The sequence below is a fragment of the Enterococcus hailinensis genome, assembly GCF_045862035.1.
Taxonomy (GTDB): Bacteria; Bacillota; Bacilli; order Lactobacillales; family Enterococcaceae; genus Enterococcus_A; species Enterococcus_A hailinensis.
In genome coordinates this window covers 81,729-103,965 of record NZ_BAAFRV010000003.1, presented here as the reverse complement: position 1 = coordinate 103,965, position 22,237 = coordinate 81,729, and the positions used below count along the sequence as shown (strand labels likewise).

21 protein-coding genes are annotated in these 22,237 nt (G+C 36.9%); 2 read left to right on the top strand and 19 right to left on the bottom strand.

All coding sequences use genetic code 11. The features are described 5' to 3' along the window. Positions 1-2: 2 nt before the first annotated feature. The 6 genes from ACKTSC_RS03535 to allC are packed head-to-tail and all read right to left on the bottom strand — an operon-like array spanning position 3 to position 7,065. Entirely contained in the window at positions 3-857 is an 855-nt protein-coding gene (locus ACKTSC_RS03535; RefSeq protein WP_407856841.1) for an oxamate carbamoyltransferase subunit AllH family protein, read from the bottom strand. Positions 858-890: 33 nt separating this feature from the next. Further along, a complete protein-coding gene (locus ACKTSC_RS03530) occupies positions 891-2,153 on the bottom strand; it encodes a YlbE family protein (protein ID WP_407856840.1) in 1,263 nt (420 codons plus the stop codon). 11 nt (positions 2,154-2,164) lie between these two features. Further along, positions 2,165-3,922: an acyl-CoA synthetase FdrA gene (gene fdrA / locus ACKTSC_RS03525; protein WP_407856839.1), complete on the bottom strand. Its 1,758-nt coding sequence runs from the start codon at positions 3,920-3,922 to the stop codon at positions 2,165-2,167. 15 nt (positions 3,923-3,937) lie between these two features. After that, positions 3,938-5,005, bottom strand: coding sequence for an ureidoglycolate dehydrogenase (gene allD, locus ACKTSC_RS03520; protein WP_407856838.1), 1,068 nt, complete (start codon positions 5,003-5,005; stop codon positions 3,938-3,940). 20 nt (positions 5,006-5,025) lie between these two features. After that, complete coding sequence (allE, locus tag ACKTSC_RS03515) at positions 5,026-5,811, bottom strand: (S)-ureidoglycine aminohydrolase (protein WP_407856837.1); 786 nt, start codon at positions 5,809-5,811, stop codon at positions 5,026-5,028. Positions 5,812-5,835: 24 nt separating this feature from the next. Beyond that, complete coding sequence (allC, locus tag ACKTSC_RS03510) at positions 5,836-7,065, bottom strand: allantoate deiminase (protein WP_407856836.1); 1,230 nt, start codon at positions 7,063-7,065, stop codon at positions 5,836-5,838. A gap of 153 nt (positions 7,066-7,218) precedes the next feature. Here allC and ACKTSC_RS03505 point away from each other — a divergent pair, with 153 nt between their 5' ends. Continuing rightward, positions 7,219-8,061 (top strand): alpha/beta hydrolase, encoded by an 843-nt coding sequence (locus ACKTSC_RS03505; protein ID WP_407856835.1) that lies wholly within the window; start codon positions 7,219-7,221, stop codon positions 8,059-8,061. A 58-nt stretch (positions 8,062-8,119) separates the two neighbouring features. On the opposite strand, the gene ACKTSC_RS03500 is transcribed toward ACKTSC_RS03505, so the two are convergent. Further along, positions 8,120-9,397: an MFS transporter gene (locus tag ACKTSC_RS03500; RefSeq protein WP_407856834.1), complete on the bottom strand. Its 1,278-nt coding sequence runs from the start codon at positions 9,395-9,397 to the stop codon at positions 8,120-8,122. A 252-nt stretch (positions 9,398-9,649) separates the two neighbouring features. Between ACKTSC_RS03500 and ACKTSC_RS03495 the strand changes: the two genes are divergently transcribed. Beyond that, entirely contained in the window at positions 9,650-9,838 is a 189-nt protein-coding gene (locus ACKTSC_RS03495) for a hypothetical protein (RefSeq protein WP_407855241.1), read from the top strand. 177 nt (positions 9,839-10,015) lie between these two features. Here ACKTSC_RS03495 and ACKTSC_RS03490 read toward each other — a convergent pair whose 3' ends face one another. From ACKTSC_RS03490 to ACKTSC_RS03435, 12 genes are all read right to left on the bottom strand, one after another. Continuing rightward, positions 10,016-11,020, bottom strand: a complete 1,005-nt coding sequence (locus tag ACKTSC_RS03490; protein WP_407855242.1) for a PfkB family carbohydrate kinase — start codon at positions 11,018-11,020, stop codon at positions 10,016-10,018. Positions 11,021-11,024: 4 nt separating this feature from the next. Beyond that, the gene (locus ACKTSC_RS03485) at positions 11,025-11,669 is read right to left on the bottom strand and encodes a bifunctional 4-hydroxy-2-oxoglutarate aldolase/2-dehydro-3-deoxy-phosphogluconate aldolase (protein ID WP_407856833.1); all 645 of its coding nucleotides are present in this window, start codon (positions 11,667-11,669) and stop codon (positions 11,025-11,027) included. A gap of 58 nt (positions 11,670-11,727) precedes the next feature. Continuing rightward, positions 11,728-13,245 (bottom strand): UxaA family hydrolase, encoded by a 1,518-nt coding sequence (locus ACKTSC_RS03480; RefSeq protein ID WP_332579733.1) that lies wholly within the window; start codon positions 13,243-13,245, stop codon positions 11,728-11,730. Positions 13,246-13,328: 83 nt separating this feature from the next. Continuing rightward, on the bottom strand, positions 13,329-14,792 hold the full coding sequence (locus tag ACKTSC_RS03475; RefSeq protein ID WP_407856832.1) for a glycoside-pentoside-hexuronide (GPH):cation symporter: 1,464 nt from the start codon (positions 14,790-14,792) through the stop codon (positions 13,329-13,331). A gap of 96 nt (positions 14,793-14,888) precedes the next feature. Beyond that, positions 14,889-16,304, bottom strand: coding sequence for a glucuronate isomerase (uxaC, locus tag ACKTSC_RS03470; protein WP_407856831.1), 1,416 nt, complete (start codon positions 16,302-16,304; stop codon positions 14,889-14,891). 18 nt (positions 16,305-16,322) lie between these two features. Continuing rightward, on the bottom strand, positions 16,323-17,741 hold the full coding sequence (locus tag ACKTSC_RS03465) for a tagaturonate reductase (RefSeq protein WP_407856830.1): 1,419 nt from the start codon (positions 17,739-17,741) through the stop codon (positions 16,323-16,325). A gap of 205 nt (positions 17,742-17,946) precedes the next feature. Further along, positions 17,947-18,954, bottom strand: a complete 1,008-nt coding sequence (locus ACKTSC_RS03460) for a LacI family DNA-binding transcriptional regulator (protein ID WP_407856829.1) — start codon at positions 18,952-18,954, stop codon at positions 17,947-17,949. Positions 18,955-19,248: 294 nt separating this feature from the next. Further along, positions 19,249-19,497, bottom strand: coding sequence for a GlsB/YeaQ/YmgE family stress response membrane protein (locus ACKTSC_RS03455; protein ID WP_332579738.1), 249 nt, complete (start codon positions 19,495-19,497; stop codon positions 19,249-19,251). A gap of 26 nt (positions 19,498-19,523) precedes the next feature. After that, complete coding sequence (locus ACKTSC_RS03450; protein WP_332579739.1) at positions 19,524-20,147, bottom strand: Asp23/Gls24 family envelope stress response protein; 624 nt, start codon at positions 20,145-20,147, stop codon at positions 19,524-19,526. A gap of 56 nt (positions 20,148-20,203) precedes the next feature. Beyond that, positions 20,204-20,404 (bottom strand): DUF2273 domain-containing protein, encoded by a 201-nt coding sequence (locus ACKTSC_RS03445; RefSeq protein WP_407855248.1) that lies wholly within the window; start codon positions 20,402-20,404, stop codon positions 20,204-20,206. Positions 20,405-20,415: 11 nt separating this feature from the next. Then, positions 20,416-20,991 carry an alkaline shock response membrane anchor protein AmaP gene (amaP, locus tag ACKTSC_RS03440; protein ID WP_332579741.1) on the bottom strand — a complete coding sequence of 192 codons (576 nt, stop codon included), beginning with the start codon at positions 20,989-20,991 and terminating at the stop codon, positions 20,416-20,418. Between the two features lie 138 nt (positions 20,992-21,129). Then, on the bottom strand, positions 21,130-22,023 hold the full coding sequence (locus ACKTSC_RS03435; RefSeq protein WP_332579742.1) for an SDR family oxidoreductase: 894 nt from the start codon (positions 22,021-22,023) through the stop codon (positions 21,130-21,132). Positions 22,024-22,237: the final 214 nt, after the last annotated feature.

Sequence of the window (22,237 nt, the reverse complement as noted above, 5' to 3'; positions counted from 1 at the left end):
TTTTAAATCCTTACTTTTTCATGAGTAAAATTTTTGATAGATCTAGTAAATCCGGCTAAAAAATCAGCACCAGAAGTATGTCCCGTGTTTAAAATTTCTTGTATGGTATTTTGAACATTAGACGGTTCATCATTGATTAATGCACTTATTAACGCTATAATACTGCGGTTAAAGCGTTGGTCTAAGCTGCATAAAAGATAATGTAAACTAACATCGGTTGTTAAATCATTGATGGTCATTAATTTAGTACCTAAATAAGTTTCCATTACTTGGTCTCGTTTCTTATTGATAAATCGTGCTGCTAGATGACCCACGATCATATCGTCACCTGAAGGAGTCAGCCCCGGACCACGGCCAGTTAAAAATTGGAGTGCTTGTCGTTGTTTAATGAGTTGGCTTGAGCATAAGTGATCGATAGCGATCAAAAAAGGATCACCGCTAACTGATACAGAGGATAATGATTCATGATATCCCGTCTTTTTTTCAACTTTTTCCAAACTAGTCAGCAGTAAAGAGACTGAATTTGAGTCCAGCAATTTTGTTGTTTCGATCAGTTTCGTTTGATATTGCTGACCAGTTAATTCTAATATGTTGAATCCAAAACGTAATGAATGTCTATCCATCCAAACTAAGTCATTGATCTTTATTTCAGAAGTCAATCGTTTGAAGCTGTGCTGATCAACATAGATTCCGTTAGGTACTACATTTTTTTGTTCAATGGAAACAACTACTAACTGTTTTTTAGTTTCAGCTTGAAGATTGAAACTATTTTTAAAGATGCTATGGATATACCAACGGCTTTTAGCAAATGAATAATCATAAATATCACGATCTAAATACATTGCATCGATCCTCATTTTGTACACTCCTCAATGATGCGTCGGACTTTTTTACGCTTCAAAACCTAATTTCTTAGCATAAGCCAATACGGCTTTTTCAAAACAATCCATTGGCGGATGAACAGTTCCCGCACCGATTTGTCCTAATCCAGCTTTTTTATTAGCGATTCCCGTATTGATAACCGGTAAAATCCCCGTTTCTACCACTTTTCGCGCATCGATTCCCAGACAAGTTCCTTTGAAATCCCATGTTGGTACAGAAAAATTTGGATTATGATCAATACAAATCTCGGTCATTTCATTACTCGTATTTAATGCATCATAAAAACCACCGGAGCCGACAAAACGTGTGACAGCTGGAGCTGCAATCATTGCCATCCCGCCAACACCAAAGGTCTCGGTAATTGCACTATCACCCATATCAGGTGAAGCATCCGCTTCACTAAAACCAGAAAAATATAAGCCTGCAGGTGTATTTACAGGACCAGTAAACCATTCATCTCCCATACCGGCGATGCGAATACCAAATTCATGTCCATTACGACACATAGCGGTGACGATCGTTCCTTCCTCGATCGTTCGTGCGCCATCTAATACGGCTTTAGCTGATGCCATCATGATATTCAAGAAAAATTGATCGGTATCTGCTAAGAATTGAATGACTTCTTGTTTTTGGTCCTCAAATCCTTCTAATGCCACAATCACAGGCGCCATTTCTTTCAGGAAAGCTAACGAGGCAGCGATATTGCGTTGGTGAAATTCATCTCCCATAGCAATCGCTTTCGCAACTAATACATTAACATTCAAGCCATTCTCCATTGATTGTAAAGCGGCACTTAAGACTGGACCTAAAGTATTTTTCATCCAGTGCAACCGATCGATAACCTCTTGGGAATACGCCCCAAATCTTAAAACAGCTCCAATTCCTTCATTCATTGTACAGAAAGCGCGATTTCCATCTGTTTTATTTTCAACAACTAAAACAGCCATATTGGCAGATGTGATACCGCCCATTGGTCCAACGGCATCCACATGATGACAAGGAATCAGTGTAACTTCTCCAGCTTCTAACTGTTGGCGAACTTCTTCTTCCGTATCGCCCCAGCCTTCAAATAAAGCGGCACCTACACAAGCACCTTGAATAGGATCGATCATTTGGTCATAGCGGATCGGTGGTCCGGCGTGTAATAAAACTTTCCCGTTATTCAATTCTTTAATCACTGATTTTGCTGGAACTACATCTAGTAAAAAAGGAGATCCTGCAACGATTTTTGCTGCTACAGCCTCATTGGCTTCATCAATTGTTTGATACACTTTTTCTCCTCCTAAGATAATTTTATTTTATTTAAGAACTGTAAGGCTTTTTGCAAGGTAACATTTCCACCCGCAACCGGCTGCCAATCAAATTGAATGACTTTGCCATCGTGACTAGTGATTGCTTCGGAAAAACTGCGAATACCAATATTGATAAAGGCCGAATTAGTTAACATAGCAGTCATATCTTTACTCGGTGTAAGCGGCGTATGTTCGCTCGTTTTTTTAGGCAAAATATCTCTAGCTTTTATCTGAAGTGGGTGACCTAACATAACTAAAGCCAACTTCACTGCTTGAGCATTGCTATTACACAAGAAAACGCCTGCTTCTGTTAGAATTTGTTTTTGTTCTTCAATATTTTGAGGATCTTCTTCTGTTCCAACGATAGTTGCGATAACTGCTAGTTCTCGTTGGTGTTGTTGGGCTTTATTTTTTATCTCTTTGATTGTAGGAGCCAATTCTTTCGCCATATTTTGATGTGAGCCATAGCCTAAAACGATATCTAACAAAACGACTGCTGTGGATGGATCGTCAGCTGCTTTGGCCAACATTTCTTTACGGATCGTCGGATCAATCATCGGATGTGGTTTTCCTTGAGTATAGATATCATCCCCTAGATCAATAATTTCATAGGGGCCTGTTTTTAAAATAAAGCCAGCTGTTGCTTTTTGATTTGTGGTTAAATCTAAGCCATTTCTAACTAGCATGGCCGCCTCATAAGCTAGCGTCCCACCAGAATAAAAACCTTTGATCCCAGTCTGTCCAGTTGAAAAAGTAAGTCCAGGATTTTTGGGTACTTCTTCTTTTAATTCAACTGATTGACCGTTCAATAATTGAACAGCGATCTCTGCAGCTTCTTCTAATGTATATGCGCGATACAAATTTTTTTCGTGATTGGTCGGCTCTTCACCTAGAAAAATCGTTACTGCTGGTTTTGATAAGCCTCTTAATAGGTCTAACACTTCATCTCTAACCTTAGGTGCTGGCGGTTTAGAAATCACAACGATCACTTTTGTATCTGGGTCATTTTCTAGTGTGGCAATACTATCTTTTAACGTGATTCCGGCGACTTCAGCTTTTAAATCACGTCCGCCTGTTCCGATGGCATTCGTTACGCCGCCTCCTAATTTATGGATCAAGGTCGTTACTTCTTGGATACCCGTTCCAGAAGCACCAACCACACCGATTTTGCCTTTTCTAATTGCGTTAGTAAATGCAACCGGGATGCCATTAATAATCCCCGTCCCACAATCTGGACCCATTAAAAGCAGACCTTTTTCATGAGCTATTTTTTTCAAACGAACTTCATCTTCTAAAGCAATGTTATCGCTAAAGCAAAAAACATGTTTTCCTTCATTTAATGCATGTTCAATTTCAGGAGTAGCATAACTACCTGGGATCGAAAAGACAGCAACCTGAGCATCCTTTCCAATAGCCAATGCCTTATCCCAGGTTTTGACCGTTTCTGTCCCTTGATCATTATTGCCGGCGCTTTGTTCTTTCAAAAATTCATCAACTGTGTTTAGTACATTTTGGATTAATGTTTCATCATTATCTGCGATATCTAAAACAATCGCCATATCATTTGAAGAAGCAGCGGCTAATTCCGGTGTATCCAATCCACCCGTTTTAAAAATATCTTTATTTGCGGGAGTTCCCATCATAACGGAGGCTTTTTTTACACCTTGAATCGTATTTAATTGATTCGTTAATAGCATTAAAACTATCGAATCTTGATAACTATTTTTTTGGATGATCGTGTGTAACACATGATTCCCTACTCTCTATGATTTAGTTGCAAAACTTCCTGTACCGCCATATTGATCAAAATGAACCGTTTCACTTTTTAAATAGTCAAAAACAGCTTTAGCGATCGGGATCCCTTCTTTCATATAGCGATCATAATTAATTTGATTTATTTCGCCGGGATAATAAACTTGGTTAAAACCTTCCGCCGACTTCGTTGCATGGAGTTCTCCGATCATTGTTTCGATACTATGTTTAAAACTCGCTAAATCGGTGAACCGCTGCGGATCAATCAAGATAAATAATTGACCCAAGTTTCTCTTTTCGGTTAGATCGGCATACATAGATGACACATGTTTTCCAAAAGGCAAGCCTAATAACATACCTGAAAGCACATCGACCATCATCATTAAGCCAAAACCTTTAGGTCCAGCCATTGGGAGTAGACCTTGAACATCATGAGGATTCGTTGTTGGTTTGCCATCAGCATCGACAGCCCAGTTATTTGGAATCGATTGATCTTTTGAACGAGCATCTAAAATTTTCCCCCACGCCTGAACAGTCGTCGCCATATCAAAAACAACCGGTGCACCTTGTTCTCGAGGAGCAGCAAAGGCAATTGGATTCGTTCCAAAATAATTTTCTGATCCGCCAAAAGGAACGACCATTGGATCGGATTGACACATTGAAATTGCGATTAAGTTTTTTTCAGCGGCTCGCTTGACATAATAAGATAACGCTCCACAATGACTCAAACGTTTGATCCCTACAACAGCGGCTCCAGATTCTTCTGCTTGATGGATCGCATATTCTAACCCTTGCAATGCAACGTAATGTCCCACACCATTATCGCCATGGACGATTCCGGTACTAGGACCCGTTTTTTCAAATGTAATATCCGGATCAAGCGTGATTCCACCTTTAGCGATTCGTTCTGTGTAATAATCGACACGAACAGCTCCATGAGAATGAATACCGCTTGCATCAGCAAAGACCAAATGTTCTGCAACAGTATCTGCTTGGTCAGCTTTTAAGCCAGCTTGAATCAATTTGGCTTGAATCAATTCATGTAATTTTTTGGGTTGTACTGTGACTGTTTCTTCCATAATTAAACGACTCCCTTTTTTTAGATTTCAGGGTCACGATTACAATCTTTTGAATAAACATATTTCAATGGTTCTTTACGCCCAACGGCATAAGCTGCTTGATGAACATAGGAGCTCATAAAGATATAGTCCCCTTTTTCGACTGGCAGCCATTCATTATCTAAGTTGTACATGCCCTTTCCTGAAAGTAAATATGCGCCATGTTCTTGGTAGTGAGTCTCGATATACCCATGACTTGCACCTGGCTCAAATGATAAGATATGAAAATTCATATCAAAGCCTAAATCTTTTGGTAAGAAATCCCAAAGCAAGACATCTTCCATACCTTCATAATGAATGGGTTCGATATCTGAACTATTTCCAACTACTTTATGTGCTTGATAGCCTTCTAAAGGTTGATAACGTTTTTTGTATAGGAAAAATTCTGTATCTTCAGTTTGTCCATTCGCTAAATACATTTTTTCTCCTGCCGGCAAATACACGTATCCACCAGAAGTAACGGTATGGCTTTCATGACTATCCTTAACGGTCAAAATACCATCGATTACATAAACCAATGTTTCAATTCCTTCTCCGCCAAATCCACGGTCATTTTTTCCATTTTCATGGAACGTCATGATGTAATCAACAAAACTTGCGCCTAATTTGGGTGATCCCAAGATCGAGCAATCGCAATTTTCAAAACCAGGGATAACATTATTGACTAAACCATCGTGTGGTAAAACAGCATAATTATCTTTTTTAATGATAGCTCGCGATGATAATAGGCCTTCAATGTAGCCTGTATTTTTATTTTTATACCCCATTCTTTTCTCCTCTTTCTCTACTGGTTACTCTTGATAAGCCAATTGATAAAGTGCTTGTGCTAATACTTCGACACCATTGACAAGATCATCTAAATTCGTTGCTTCCGCTGGGTTATGACTTATTCCATTTGTACTTGGAACAAAAATCATAGCCGTTGGATAATACGGTGCAATAATTTGGGAATCGTGTCCCGCGCCGCTATGCATGACTTTATATTTTTTGTTTTCTGTTTTTGCTGCTTTTTCAACTACATCTACGATTGTTTGATCCATTGGAATTGGTTTTTCATCCATCCATAAATCTGTTTCGAGTGTTAGCCCTAATTTATCAGCCACTTCGTGCATATACGTTTCAGCTTCTTTTGAGAAACGATCTAATGCTTCTGCATCTGTGTGGCGACAATCCATCGTAAAGGTAACTTCCCCCGGCACTACATTGACAGTATTGGGTTTTGGTTCAACTTTTCCAAAAGTCACGACTAATGGATCACCTTCTTCTAACGCTTTATCGATCACGCCCGAACAAATTTTAGAAAATCCATAGACTGCATCATGGCGATACCCCATAGGTGTTGTCCCAGCATGATTAGCCTGTCCTTTTAATACAAAGGTATAACGCTTTTGACCAACAATATTATTGACCACACCGATTTGTAATTTTTCATTTTCTAAAACAGTTCCTTGTTCAATATGAATTTCAACAAAAGCTTTAATGTCTTTTCGATGCGAGTGATTTTTGGGTTCGAAATCAAAACCTTGGCGATGCATTTCATCAACGAATTTATTTCCCTCAGAATCTTCAATAGCTTTTACTTGATCGTCTGAAGCTTCTCCGACAAAATTTTTACTGCCCCAAAAAGCAAAGGGGAAGCGGCTTCCTTCTTCTTCAGCCATAGAGATCGTTTCTAATGAACGTAACGGTTTACCATGATTTTCTAATAAATACTGAACGGCTAGATAAGCAGCTACTACGCCAAATTGGCCATCTAAGGTGCCGCCATTCACCACAGTATCGATGTGTGAACCGGATAAAATCGTCTCGTCAGGATACTTCGTCCCATCAATGTGACCGTATAAATTTCCGACTGCATCGAATTTAGTTTTTAATCCAATCGTTTGCAATTTTTTTTCAACAAATTTTTGTGCTTCTAACCATGAATCTGTATAAAGCAACCGCGTCATACCGCCTGACGGATCACTACCTATTTTTGATAATGCTTGTGTATTTTCATCTACGCGTTTCTTCAAAGTCATTTTGTGGTCCTCCTTTATTTGTTACATTTAGTATAGCTAAGATATAAAGCGCCTTCATTGGTTAATAAAAACAAATTGTATAGTTTTTTTGTTCAATTATTACAAACCTATTCTTTTTCAATTTTCTATAATAAGTAAAAAAGGAGTATTCTAATGACACCTAAAAAATTTATTTATACTACTTATCAAGATTTACCGCTCAATCTTTCCTTTTATCCCAAAAGGAAACCCACTTCAGCTGATCAAACAATCTTCTATCTCCATGGTGGTGGTTTTATTTTTGGTAAGCGAGATGATTTAGCCCCAAAATATCTTGAAGAATTATTGGATTCAGGATTTAATATCCTCACGCTCGACTATCCATTAGCACCAGAAAGCCCATTAATTGATATTATTGAGTGTTTAAATCAAGCGGTAGAATGGTTTCTAACAAATTATCATGAACAATTAGCTCTTTCAGAAGCGGACTTTTTCCTATTTGGTCGTTCGGCCGGCGGCTATTTAGCGACATTGTTGACTACGTATCAATACCAACAGCAAATAGGATTGATTCGCTTTTATGGTTATCATGATCTTTCCATGACGGAATTCCGCATGCCAAATCGCTTCTATAATCGGCTACCGAAAGTTGCACCTATGAATGCTCAATTACTGATTAAAAACACCCCACAAATAGCCAGTGCACTGACTGATCGTTTTCCTATTTATCTTTCAGCCCGACAGTATGGGAACTGGTTGACTTATCTTGGTCCCGTGGCTGACTTGATGACGACTGTTGATCAATCATTGAAACAATTTCCTTCGACATTTATTGTTCACTGCTCAAAGGACCCCGACATTCCAGTCCAAGCTTCCCGTGATTTTGATTCGTCGCTTGCAGACAGTGTGTATTTTGAATTAAATCGGGAAGAACATGATTTTGATCGAACAGAAAATATTTTAGCTGACCGTATTTATCAAAATTTGATTGATTGGTTGCAAGAGAAAATAAAATGAACACAAAAAAATTGTTTCGTTTTTACTGTTTTAGTAGAAATGAAACAATTTTTTTTATTTATTTTACTGAACTCATTTTTATAGCTAAGATTGCTTTTTCTTTTTTAGCATAATGACTACTGATGAAATAAAACAAAAGTGCACTAAAAATCATAATAAAAATCGATACATAAAATCCGGCCTCTTTTGAACCAGATACATCCGAAATCATTCCAGTGACCGTCGGTGCGAAAATCGAGGCACTCAAACCAAAAAAATTAGCTATTCCCAATGTCGTACCCAAAATTTTAGGATCTGCTTGTTCACTAATATAAGAAATCAGAATCGGTTCAACGGCTAATTTTCCCAATAAGCCATATAATATCAGTGAAATGAGTAATAATGTCGCGTTAGTAGCTAAAACTGTTATCAATAGCATCATAGCTGCCCCTAGCTCTAGCACTAAAATAAGCGCAGCTTTTTTTTCACGATGTTTATCTGCGATTCGGCTGAAAATCAAAGCACCGGGAATGGCTGCAAATGCAACCAAGGCGGAAGAAAATCCGATAGCAATTCCTTGAAAGCCTCGTTCTTCTTGTAAAAATGCTGGCAACCAAGTAACGACCATATAATAACCGTAACACGTTCCAAAATAGATCAAATAACAAATGAGCATCCTAAGTGACAATAAGCTGATCTTTTTGTGTTCGATAGTCGGATTTTGGACGGAACTATTTGAATCCAGTATTTTGATCGACTTTTGCTTGGATGACCTCAATCCAAAAATAAAGACTAACACCGTCCCAGCAATTAAGAATAAACATAGGTACATCATGGATTGCCACGGTAAACCTATTTTTTTAACTAATAAGCTGGATAGAATCATTCCCATGCCCATTCCTACAGCGGCACCATTATTAATAAATGCTGTAGCAACACTTCTTTTTTCTTCGGGAATATTTTCTGAAGTAATCGAATACGCCGCACCATAATAGCACCCGCAGCCTAGACCGGCAAATACACTGGCAGCGTAGATTATTTGTAAGCTAGGAGTCTGAGAAATAACTAAAGCAGCAATTCCAAATAATAGAAAACCTGGTATTAAGATTATTTTTTTCCCAAAACGATCTACCAATACGCCGGCAGGAATCTGCATAAAGGTTGAACCGGCAAAATAAAAGCTAGCAATCATTCCCATTTGAGTATCACTATGATTACCGACAGTTCCTTGGATTTCACTGAATAGTGGGGGCAGTGCCGAACGATAAATCCAAATCGTTACCCATCCCATGCATAACATCACGACAACTCTCATCCAATAGGTATCTTTCTTTGAGGACTTACTTTTTAACTCCATCTATAGAATGTCTCCTTTATAAAAATTTGACTTAATTACCCGTTAATTGTAATCGTTTTCTCTGCGCTGTACATTATGGAAAATAACTAATTAAATTTTGAGACTTGAGCAGAGTAACTAAACTACATTTATCTTACGTTCTCGTTTGTACGATCAAATCAAGAATCATTCTTTATAAAAATAAAATTGGAAGATTTGATAAATATTGTTTTAAAATTGGACATGGTACAATCATTTTAAAGGAGTGATCACATGAGTATCTTGATACTTTTAGGTGTCGTATTATTTTTAATTGGTATGTTTATTTTTCTATTCGGTAAAAAATTTTTTCTATTAAGAGCATTTTTTGGAGATAGAAGTATGTTTTCTCAAATCTTTTGGGGCATAGTAATCGTTATTATTGGTTTACTATTTATGTACTTAGGAGGAGCTTTCAAATAGATCTGTTTTTCTTTGCTACAATTGTGAAACTAGGTTCCTCTCCAAAATACACTTCTTCAAGTTAAGAGACTTTTTATTTAGTCCAAAATAGCATGAAGGATTTTAAACCAAACGAAAGCCTCTGATATTTACATATCAGAGGCTTTTTTTGTCAGCTATCATTACTTGTACTGAGGATTATCGCAGAACCTCACCAGAATTACTATTCATATAGGCGATGATTTCACTTTCGGAGAATTGGTTCTCGTCTCCAAAAACTGTATGTTCCAGGGCCGAAGCAGCTGTCGCAAACTCAACGATTTGTTGTGGCTCTTGATTGGTTAGAATTCCATGGAGAATTCCTCCGGCAAATGCGTCACCGCCACCGATGCGGTCAACGATCGGATCGATTTGGTGGACACGCGATTCTACGTATTTGCCATTGGACCAAAAAGTACCAACTAAATCATTATGGCTAGCAGAGTAGACGGTTCGAATCGTGGAATACAAAACTTTTATATTGGGATATAATTGCTGGATTTGTTCATTATAATAAATAATTTCATTACCACTGCCAGTAAAGGCTGGAATTGCTAATAAATATTGAGCATCTAATTTTCCGGCAGAACAGATATCGACTAATGGCAAGACTTCTTTTAAAAAGGCTGTGCATCCATTAGCCCCCCATAATTTTTGGCGATAATTAATATCTAAACTGATCATACAGCCAGCTTTTTTAGCAGCTTTAATCAATTCTAGTGTCATCGACCGCCAATTATTTGATAATGCCGGGGTAATACCCGAAATATGAAAGATGGTGACATCTTTAAATAATTGATCAATTTCCCATTCCAATTCGGTCATCTCGGCAAAACTTGAACCTTTACGATCGTAAATCACTTGTGACGCTCGAGCGCCGCTGCCCATCTCTAAATAATACGTTCCTAAGCGGTCACCGCCAGCTAACATAAATTGCGTATCGACACCTGAACGTTTTAAGTGTTCGATTGCAGCTGTACCTAGATGATTAGCTGGTACTTTACTTGCGAATGATACTTGATGGCCATAATTGGCTAGTGAAATAGCGACGTTGGCTTCTCCTCCACCGTAGTGAGCCATAAATGAATGTGCACGTGTCACTCTCGTCCCGACAGTTGTCGAAAGACGCAACATGATTTCTCCTAAAGTAACTATTTTAGCCATCTAATCATCCCTTTATCTCTGCAAATTTTTCCATATATTGACGTGCAGCGTGTGTCACTGCGGCAAAATCTCCTGTTTCCGCCGGAGCTAATAAACTCCCGCCGACACCAACAGCCGTTACTCCTGCATCAAACCAATCCGCCATATTTTCCAAACAAACCCCACCAGTTGGCATAATATTTAAGTGCGGCAAAGGAGCTTTGAAGGCTTTGACGATCGATGGTCCAAATGCTGATCCTGGGAATAACTTGATGATATCACTTCCCGCTTTTAAGGCTTCTTTCATTTCAGTAATTGTCATACAGCCAGGTAAATATGGAATTTGATACAAATTACAGATTTGTGCAGTTTCCAAATCAAAACACGGGCTAACGATGTATTCAGCTCCGGCCATGATGGCGATTCTTGCCGTGATCGCATCTAAGACCGTCCCCGCTCCAATCACAACGTCTTCATGATCAGCATAAATTTCGACTAATTCCGCAATCACTTTTTCTGCTCTTGGAACCGTAAAAGTCAATTCGATCCCTTTCATCCCGCCAGCGACAAGAGCCTCAGTAGCTTTAATGGCTTCCGTTTTATTTTTCCCGCGTACTACCGCAATCACACCAGCGGCTTCTAATTTATTCAAAATAGTATTTTTTTTCATAATTAATCCCTTTCTCCCTAACAAGAAGTACCAAGAGTATTCTTTATTCTACAAATTTTTATAATGTGACCCCATTTTTAAAAATGGCGATTTCTCTGAAATTATTTTCTTCATTTCGGGTTTCTTCTCCGCTAGCAACGGCAATTATCTTATCAATAAAATCCGTTAGAACGTGTTCCTTTTCTTCCTGTAATAATCTTCCGGCATTAAAATCCATCCAATGAGGTTTGGCATGAAAAATCTCATTATTAGTTGCGACTTTCATAGTCGGGACATACGATCCAAAAGGCGTTCCTCTTCCGGTTGTAAATAAGACCAATTGACAATCAGCTGAAGCCAAATTGCTCGCAGCAACTAAATCATTTCCTGGACCTTCCAACAAACTCAATCCTGTTTTTCTTAACTTTTCTCCATATTTTAAGACATCAACTACAGGAGCTGTCCCCGCTTTTTGTGTACAGCCAAGTGATTTGTCCTCTAACGTTGTGATACCGCCATCTTTATTTCCTGGAGAAGGATTCTCATAAATGGGTTCGCCATAATTCGTAAAGTAATGCTTGAAGTCATTGATCAAATCAACAATATTTTCAAATACTTCTTGATTTTCAGCCCGAGCCATCAATAGTTGTTCTGCCCCAAACATTTCGGGAACTTCTGTTAGTACTGTACTACCACCTTGAGAGATCAAGAAATCAGAAAACATACCTAATAATGGATTCGCAGTAATACCTGAAAAGCCATCTGATCCTCCACATTTCAAGCCTATTTTTAATTCAGACAAAGGAATCTCTTCACGGTGATCATTTTTAGCTGCTTGATAAATCTCTTCTAATAAGTTGGCACCTGTATGAATTTCATCTTCTACTTTTTGAGCCACTAAAAATTTCACACGCTCAGGGTCCACTTCTCCTAACAATTCACGAAACCCATCAACGGTGTTATTTTCACAACCTAAACCAAACACTAAAACCCCGCCTGCATTTGGATGTTTGACTGCATCTGCTAAAATCTTACGTGTATTTTCGTGATCGTTTCCCAATTGTGAACAACCATACGGATGTTTTAAAATAGTAATATTGTCGAAAGGAGCAATCGTTGGATGATTGTTCTTGAACAGCTCAACAATTCGCTCAGCAATGCCATTAACACAACCAACAGTTGGAACGATGAATAAATCATTTCTGATTCCAACTTTTCCATTCTTTCTTCGATAGCCTTGGAATGTTCTGGCTACTTTGGGATATGTAATCGTTCGTAATTCTGGCTCATAACTATATTCCAATTCATCATTTAAATTTGTTTTTACATTATGTGTATGCAGCCATTCTCCCGGTTTTACATCTGTGGTGACATGACCGATTGGCGCACCATATTTAATAACGTCGTCATCTTTCTTTAAATCGCTCAATGCAATTTTATGTCCTTGCGGAATATCATTTAATACTGTTAAATATAATTCGCCTTCACTAATAATTGTGCCTTTTTTTATTGGATGAAGTGCTACAACAACATTGTCACAGGGATTCAACTCCATGATATCTTTGATTGCACCTTTTTTTTCCATCACACTGTTCATCGTTTATCCCTCCAAAACGCAAATAAATGTTCACGTTAACATATGTAAGAATACTCATCGAGTATTCTTACATCGTTAAATTATTAATCTTTTTTTGGACTTTCACCAATAATCCCATGTTCCCAACGTCCGTTAGAAAGGTCTTCTGCGATTTGACGATATTTGTCATCTGATAATCCATATAAGAAGAAGATAATGATCGCAGCCATAACTAATGCGATTGCTGGATATAGCGTCATGGCGCTCTTTATTCCTAATAATGTACTAGCTGATTGATGTTCATTGGCAATATAGCCAGTTAATCCTAAAATTCCTGCTGAAATAATCGCCGCTAATGATTGGGCTAATTTTCTTGAAAAATTGAATGCAGCATACGTGATTCCTTCTTTTCTAATACCTGTATGCCATTCTCCATAGTCGATAACATCTGACACAAAGGCCCAAGTGATACCATTTGGGATTGCCAATGCTACATAACCAATTGTGACTAAAAGAATAAATGTGACGATGTTCGTCGGTAAAATGAAGTTCAGACCGTTTGCGACTGCGCCAATAATAAATGAAACGATTGCTGTTTGTTTTTTACCGAAACGTTTTACCAAAGTTGGGATCAAAAGAATCGCAACTACTGATGCGCCCATCATGATACCGTTAACAATCGGTTGTAATGCTAAATTCCCTAGATTGTATTGGCAGAAATAAACCATCATTGTATTGTTTGTATTCATAGCAGAAATAGTAAATAAAGTTAATAAGATCATTGCACCTAAAGGTTTATTTGTGAAAATTACTTTAGCATATTCTTTAAAGCCTTCTCGTTTCGTATCCGACGCTTGACGATTTACTTTAACATGTTCCCGTGTTCCTAAATAGCAAACAACAAATCCTAAGACACCGGCTAAAGCCATTACTAATGCAGCAATCGTATAGCCGTGAGCACTTGGCTTTCCACCATGATTTGTAAACATCATCACGATCGGGATAAATGCGACTCCAGTTACTAATTGCGCTCCTAAAGAACCTGCTTGTCTTGTCGTTGCTAATTCAGCCCGGTCTTCAACATTTCTAGTCATAACAGAAGCAAGTGATCCATAAGGAACATTGGTAAAACTATAGACAACACCCCAAGCCATATAGGTTAATAGCGCATAAAGGATTTTTCCTTTCATCGAGATGTTCGGCATAGTAAAAGTTATTACAGTCAATACGGCTAAAACACACGCAGAAACCATCATAACTGGACGGAATTTTCCACGATGACTGATTTTTTTACGACCATCGATAAATGAACCTGCTAAAGGATCCATAAAAGCATCAAAAATCTTAGTAGCCGCAAAGATAGTTCCTACGATTCCAGGCGCGATCATGGCTACGTCAGTGAAAAATTTAGTTAAATACGCTTGTCCTAAGTCAAACATAAATCCATTTCCGAAATCACCAAAACCATAAGCAATTTTCTCTTTCCAAGATAATCTGCCACTACTTACTTTCGTTACTGGAGCTCCCGATTTTGGGATTCTAGTATTATTTCCTACATTTGTTTCCATCTTCTTTCCTCCTTGATTTAAAGCGAACGTTTTCACCTAATTAAAATTTGAAACGAGACAAATAGTTAGCATATCCACCTGTCTCGTTAAAGACAATTATTTTAAAAATCCAAAATATTCATCGGCATTATTGAAGCTGATATCTTGAACCATTTTTCCTAAGCGTTCTTCATCGTTAGGAATTTGACCTCGTTCAACCATTTCTCCAAGCAATTCACAAAGTACGCGACGGAAATATTCGTGACGAGGATAACTTAAGAAACTGCGAGAATCAGTCAACATTCCAATAAAATTACCTAATAAACTTTGTTCCATCAGCATCTGTAATTGGTTGCGCATACCTGTTCGAGTATCATTGAACCACCATGCAGTTCCAAATTGGATTTTTTGTTTCATTCCTCCCTGGAAACAGGCCATAACTGTCAATAACTGCATCCAATCATTTTGATTCAACGAATAGATGATTGTTTTTGGTAGCTCACCTTCTTTGTAGCCAGCTTCTAATAATTTACCTAAGGAAACAGCCACCGCTTCATCATTGATTGCATCATAACCAGTATCTGGTCCCATCGTATCGAAAGTTGTTGCATTTAAATTCCGAAGCGCATGCATATGATATTGCATGGTCCACTCGTGGTCCGCGTAAACTTTGATCAGTGCTACTAATAATGCTGAGCGATATTGTGCGACCTCTTTTGAATTCAATGTCTCTTTTTGAAGCGCCTTAACTAAGATTTCATCTAATTCTTCAATTGTTGCTTCTTGATAATCTACAGAGTCTAAGGCATGATCACAAATAGTACAGCCATATTTTTCAAAATATTCCACTCGTTTTTCTAACGCACTTACGACATCTTTAAAATGTTCTATTTTAACACCGCTGACTTCACTTAGACGATCCATATAATCAGAAAACTCATTTTTATGAATGTTCAATGCTTTGTCGGGTCTAAAACCAGGGATGACTTTAAAACCATTTTCTTTTTCCTGTGCTTTTAACAGTTCATGATAATGTAAATCATCAATTGGATCATCGGTCGTCGATAAAGCTTTTACCTTCATATTTCGAATCAAACTTTTTCTTGAGAAAGCAGACTCTGCTAATTTTTGATTGGCCTGTTCCCAAATCTCTAGCGCTGTTTCGGTTGTTAAAACAGTCTCAATATCGAAGAAACGTCTCAACTCAAGATGACACCATTCAAAAATTGGATTACCATAAGCTTTTTCTAAGACGCCAGCAAAAGCTAGAAATTTTTCGTAAGGATCACCATTTCCGGTGATCAATTCTTCTGGTACACCATTAGCTCGCATTAATCGCCACTTATAATGATCACCGAAATTATTTCCTTCTGTTAACCAAGCTTCCGTGATATTATTGAAGTTTTTGTCTTCATAAATTTCTTTTGGATTCAAGTGACAATGGTAGTCGATAATTGGCATTTCTTTTGCGTAGCCATTGAAAAGTTTTTTTGCAACATCCGTAGTTAATAAAAAATCTTGATCTAAAAACATAGTATTTTCTCCTTACTATTATGAATTTTTATTGATGGTTTGTACTAATTTGCGAGCACCTTGTGCTAAAATAAACGCTACGTCATCTTTTACTTCTGTTTCTAATTCAGGGTATTGAGTTAAATCCTCTCCCCAAAGTTCTTGATCGTTCAATACTGCATGCACATAATCATTTGATGCCTTCAATGTTTTAAATTTAGCAATCGTCTCTTCTCCGTCAACAGGTTGAACGGTGATTTCTTCATAGTTTCCGTAGATGACAAGCAATGCGGCCAAGGCTGCAACCATCCGACGAGGTACTTTATTCGTTTCATTAAGGCTTTGGATAACTCCCGGTAATAAACGGGTTTTATATTTTGAAATACTATTTAAAGCGATTGATTGCAATTCGTGGTGAACAAATGGATTTTCGAAGCGTTCTTTGATCGCTTCACAGTAAGAAGCCAATTCATCTTTTGGTAGATCAATGATTGGTGAGATTTCTTTAGTCATTTCATCTTGAATAAATTGACCAAAATCTTCATCATTCATAACCGATCCCACAGTATCGATTCCAGCTAATAGACCTAATGGGGTCATTGTCGTGTGTGGTCCGTTTAACAATCTGACCTTTCTTTCACGATACGGCTGCATATCATCGGTAATGATTACATTCAATCCGGCTTCTTTAAATGGCAGAACCTCTGCTAATTTACTATTTCCTTCAATCACAAAAAGTAAGAAAGCTTCTGCTTTGACTAACATGTTGTCTTCATAACCAATTCGCTCAAATACTTCTTCCTTATTTTCATGAGGAAATCCTGGAACGATTCGATCAACTAATGTACCGTAAAAGTAATTTTCTTTTTCAATCCATTCTTTAAATCCTGTGCCTAGTTCCCATAAGTCTGCATATTTTAAAATAATTTCTTTCAATTTCTTTCCATTATAGTTAATCAATTCACATGGAATAATATGAAAACCAGCCTTACCTAATTCGAATCTTCTATATAGTAACTGAGTCAATTTTCCAGGATATGATTTTGCGGGTGCAGCATCTTTTTGATCTGTTTCATCATAAGTAATACCCGCTTCAGTCGTATTTGAAAAAATAACTTCGATCGTATCTTCTTCAGCAAGTTCTAAATATTCTGAAAAATCAGTATATGGGTTAATTGTGTTATTGATTGATGTGATCACTTCATCACTTTGAACTTTTTTACCATCTAACAATCCTTCTAATGTTACAGTATATAAATTATCTTGTGCCTCTAAATAATCAATCATTCCTTTTTCAATTGGTTGAACAATTGTTATCCCACCATTGAATAATTGCTGATTGTTCATCTGTTGTATTTGCCAATCAATAAACGCTCGTAAAAAGTTTCCTTCACCAAATTGAATGACTTTTGTCGGTATTTTTTTTTTGTCTAAGTTTAGTTCATTTATTTTTTTCATACTACTACTCCTAACATCTATCTTTGTTAACGCTAACAAGTATTTATAAAAAAATATACTTATGAAGTTTTTTCTTTTTTTGTTAGCGTGAACATTTGTTAAAAAGAGCTTATCATCATTCCATTGTGAAATCAATAACTTTTTTAAAAAAAAATAAAAACTAATGCCAATATTTCTATGGCACTAGTTTTTGAGCTAATCATTTCTATTTTACAGAATCGCGAATTATCAATCCGCTATCGATATTGTATTTGTATTTTTGAGGAGCTTTCTCTTCTAGTAAATCCAGTAGAATCTCCATTGATTTTTGAGCCATTTCTCGATAAGGTTTATGGATCGTAGTCAATGCCGGACTCATATACTTTGCATAATTTGTGTCATCAAAACCAATAATAGCAAGATCTTTAGGAATCGAATAGTTTAACTCTTTACAAGCTTTGATAGCGCCGATCGCCATGTCATCATTTCCACAAAAGATTACTTCTGGTAATCTATCATTCTTTATAAGAATTTTTTTCATGGCTTCATAACCACTTGCAATCGTATACTTTCCTTCTTCAATAGCGGAATGAAGAATATTGATTCCGGCTTGATCGCAAGCTTCTACTAATTTATGATACCGTTTTTTAGCAGAAGAAAAACTCGAGAATCCTTTGATCGTTCCAACCGTCTTAATACCGCAATCAACCAAATAATCAACCATTTCTTGAATACCCACAGATTCATCCGTTGATACATTATAAATTTCTTTATTTTCTATATATCGATTCATGACCACGATAGGAAGATTCAATTGATGGAGATATTCAATAAATAAATCATCCTTTTCGGATTGAGTAGCTATGATGACACCATCAAAACGGCCAATCACTGCTTCAATAAGCGAATTTTTTTCTTCGTTGATATTCATCTTATCTATGCTATTGACTGATAATAAATAATTATGCGGCAGCAATTGATAAATCTGATTGACTAAATCGCCTAAGAAAACTTCTGAAGTTCCCTCCATTGAACTAAAAAAAAGCCCGATTGAAAAGTTTCGATTCATGACTAAACTTTTAGCATTATAATTAGGGATATAGTTTAATTTTTTCGCAACTGCTAAAACTTTTTCTCTCGTGTCTTTTTTAATACTACTGTTTGCTTGAAAAGCTCTTGAAACAGTCATATGAGAAACATTTGCTGCTTTTGCAACATCTTTACTGGTTACCATCTAGTTATCACTTCCTGTCGTTTATTTAAAAAATAGTATTTCTTTATGTACTAAAGTTGTTTTTTTATACGAGTATAATTAATTTGTATGAAAAAATAAATTTCAGAGATAGTATATCATCATAAATAACTATATACTATCAGTTTTACATAAATAATACCCCCATGCTCTTATTATAAGAACATGAGGGTACCATACTTTTAAAATTTAACGCAAGTCTATATTGACTGATTTTAATCATTTCAACATAAATATTTTAAGGATTATTTGTTATTGTTCAACTAAAATCTGTAGTTATGATTTTGATCTGCCTAAAATAAGTGAAACAATCAAGACTAAAATGACTGCCCCAATGATCGAAGGAACTAAAGCCATCCCTGCTAGCGATGGTCCCCAAGAACCAAGTAGCGCTTGCCCTAAAGCTGAGCCCACTAAACCAGCAATGATATTAGCGATCCAGCCCATGCTGTTTCCTCTTCCAGTGATCGCTCCCGCAATCACACCAATAATAGCACCTACGATTAATGACCAAATTAAACCCATGATAATTCCTCCTCTATTTTAATTTTTTATTGTACACGAGGTTCACGATTTTCTTCTATTTTTGCTTGTGCTTTATTCGTGCCTCGGCTTACCGCATTTTTTGCCTTATCTGTTTGTTTTGAAGCGAATTGCCCCGTTGTTTTTGCAGCACTTGTGACTTTATCCTGAACTGTTTCACTATCATCTTCATATTCAGAACGTGATTTGATATCGACAACATTGACATTTACTTCGATTACTTCAAGATGTGTCATGTGAGCAACTTCTTCAGTGATCACTTTCTTGATTTGATCATCGATAGCTGGGATATCACGGCCATATTCAATGACGACATCCATATCCACTGCAACTTGTTTTTTTCCAACTTCTGTTTCAATCCCTGCTGTCACATTGTCGGTATTAACTAATTTTTCAGCAATATTAGAGAAAAATCCGCCATCAACTGTTAATAATCCATCGATTTGTTCTACGGCTTTGCCGACGATTTTTTGAATTACTTTATCGTCGTAAGTTAATTCACCGTTGATATTATCCACGTGATCATTTTTTGTTGGATCATTTAAATTTGGATTGGCAGCATGCTGCGCTCTTGTTTGTCCAGCAACTCCGGGAGTTGGATTTAAGTTATTGTTCTCAAAATTGTTAGCCATTATAAATTCCTCCGTCTTGGTTAAATTATTTAAGTCGTTTTAATAATAAAAGATAGTTATTTATTTTCTCGTTGATCAAAAAATTCATTTAATAAGCCCGTTTGCTCAAGATAGAAACCTAAAGCAATTCCTAAACCAGTTAATATGATGATCAACAACGTTTTAAAGAAGCCGATAGAGACAAACAAGATTGCCAAAATCAAACCTAATCCCCCGAAAATAATCGGGAGCTTATATTGTTCAAATATTTTTTTCATGGAACTCCCTCCTATTCTACTCGTGAGTGATCAGACGCATTTTTATCCTGCTCATCATCATATTTAGCAAATGTAACATCTACTTTAACTTTTTCTTTATTACCTAAAATGTCTTGTAATTCTCGTTGGATTTCTTCCATTACGGCTCCTGTTTTTCCAATAATAGAAGAAGTCCGAGTGAGTTGGCCTTTCACTTTTACTTTGATTTTATTCTTTGTCGCTCTCACTTTAACGTTTGGCGCTGAGACAAAACCGGCATCTTTTAGTTTTGAACGAACAAAACCTTCAATTGCCTTTTTATCTAATGTCAATTGACCTTTGTCTTCTTTAAGTACAAAAGTTTGTTTGGCTTTTGGATAGAAGATAAGGAATAAAATAAAAATCAACAAGATGGCAATAAGCACTAACGCAACCCAAAATAGATATTGTCGGAAATAATAGTTTGATAGCGAGCCTAGCAGAAATTCTGTACGTCTCATTCCAAAAGGCAAATTCAAATATGGAGAACTGATTGCAAGGACTACCAAGAATACCGAGATCAATATCACTGAAACAATAATCCCAACTGCTTTTAATCCACGATTCATGACGCACCTCCTTCGATATATTGCAACTGATTCGAAGTACTATGGTTATTAAACTATTATTCGTATACTGTTGAATCAGTTTAGTAATACTCAACAAAAGAAATAGGAATTATTTCTTTTCAAAGCCTTAGATAAGTTTTAAAGATTGATCGGTTCTCCACCAGTCACACCATAAATCTGGGATGTCACATAGCTTGCATCATTTGATGCTAAGAAAACATACACTGGAGCTAATTCAACCGGTTGACCCGCTCTTTCTAGTAAAGATTCTTGGCCAAAATCAGGTAATTTATCTTTTGGTTGTCCTTGATCTAACTGAAGCGGTGTCCAGATTGGACCTGGTGCCACTCCATTGACACGGATACCTTTCTTCGCTAATTGTGCTGCTAAACTAACTGTGAAATTGGCGATCGATGCTTTGGTTGCTGCATAATCCATCAGATGATCACTAGGATTAAATGCCTGTACTGAAGTCGTCGTAATGATGCTACTGCCTGCTGGTAAGTGGCTGACCGCTTCTTGAACAATCGCAAACATCGAAATGATATTTATCGTAAACGTATCCCTTACTTGTTGAATGGGTAATGTTTCAATTGATTCTTGAGAAATTTGCTGTGCTGAGTTAAGCACTAATGTGTCTAATCCATTTAATTCAGCGACCGCTTTTGCAACGATCTCTTTTGGAGCAGATTCATCTCTCAAGTCATAAGGAAGTAATACTGCTTTTCTGCCAGCTGCCTCTATTAATTCAGCAACTTCTTTTGCATCTTTTTCCTCACCTGGGAAATACTGAAAAGCGATATCTGCACCTTCACGAGCAAATGCAATTGCTGCAGCCCGTCCGATTCCTGAATCTGCGCCAGTGATCAATACTCTGCGATTTTCTAATTTTTTACTCCCAACATAACTTTCTTCGCCACAATCAGGTCGTGGAGTCATGTCTGTTTGTAGAGCGGGAGTTTCTTGATCTTGCTTCTCAAAACGATCATCATAAAATAACTTTCTAGGATCCTTTAAATTAGGTTCTGTCATTTGCTTCTCCTCACTTTCTATATTTATCTTAACGTACTTTAAATTTTTTTAAAACTGATATGCCTGTTCGTCACAACAATCACAATATTTTTATTTGAAATTTGATAAAAATAGCCATTAAATTGGTTATAAGTTATAAATTGATCTTCTATTTAATAAAATAGTCTTTCGATTATCACTAATAATAAATAACAAAATATACCTTATTTTTTTT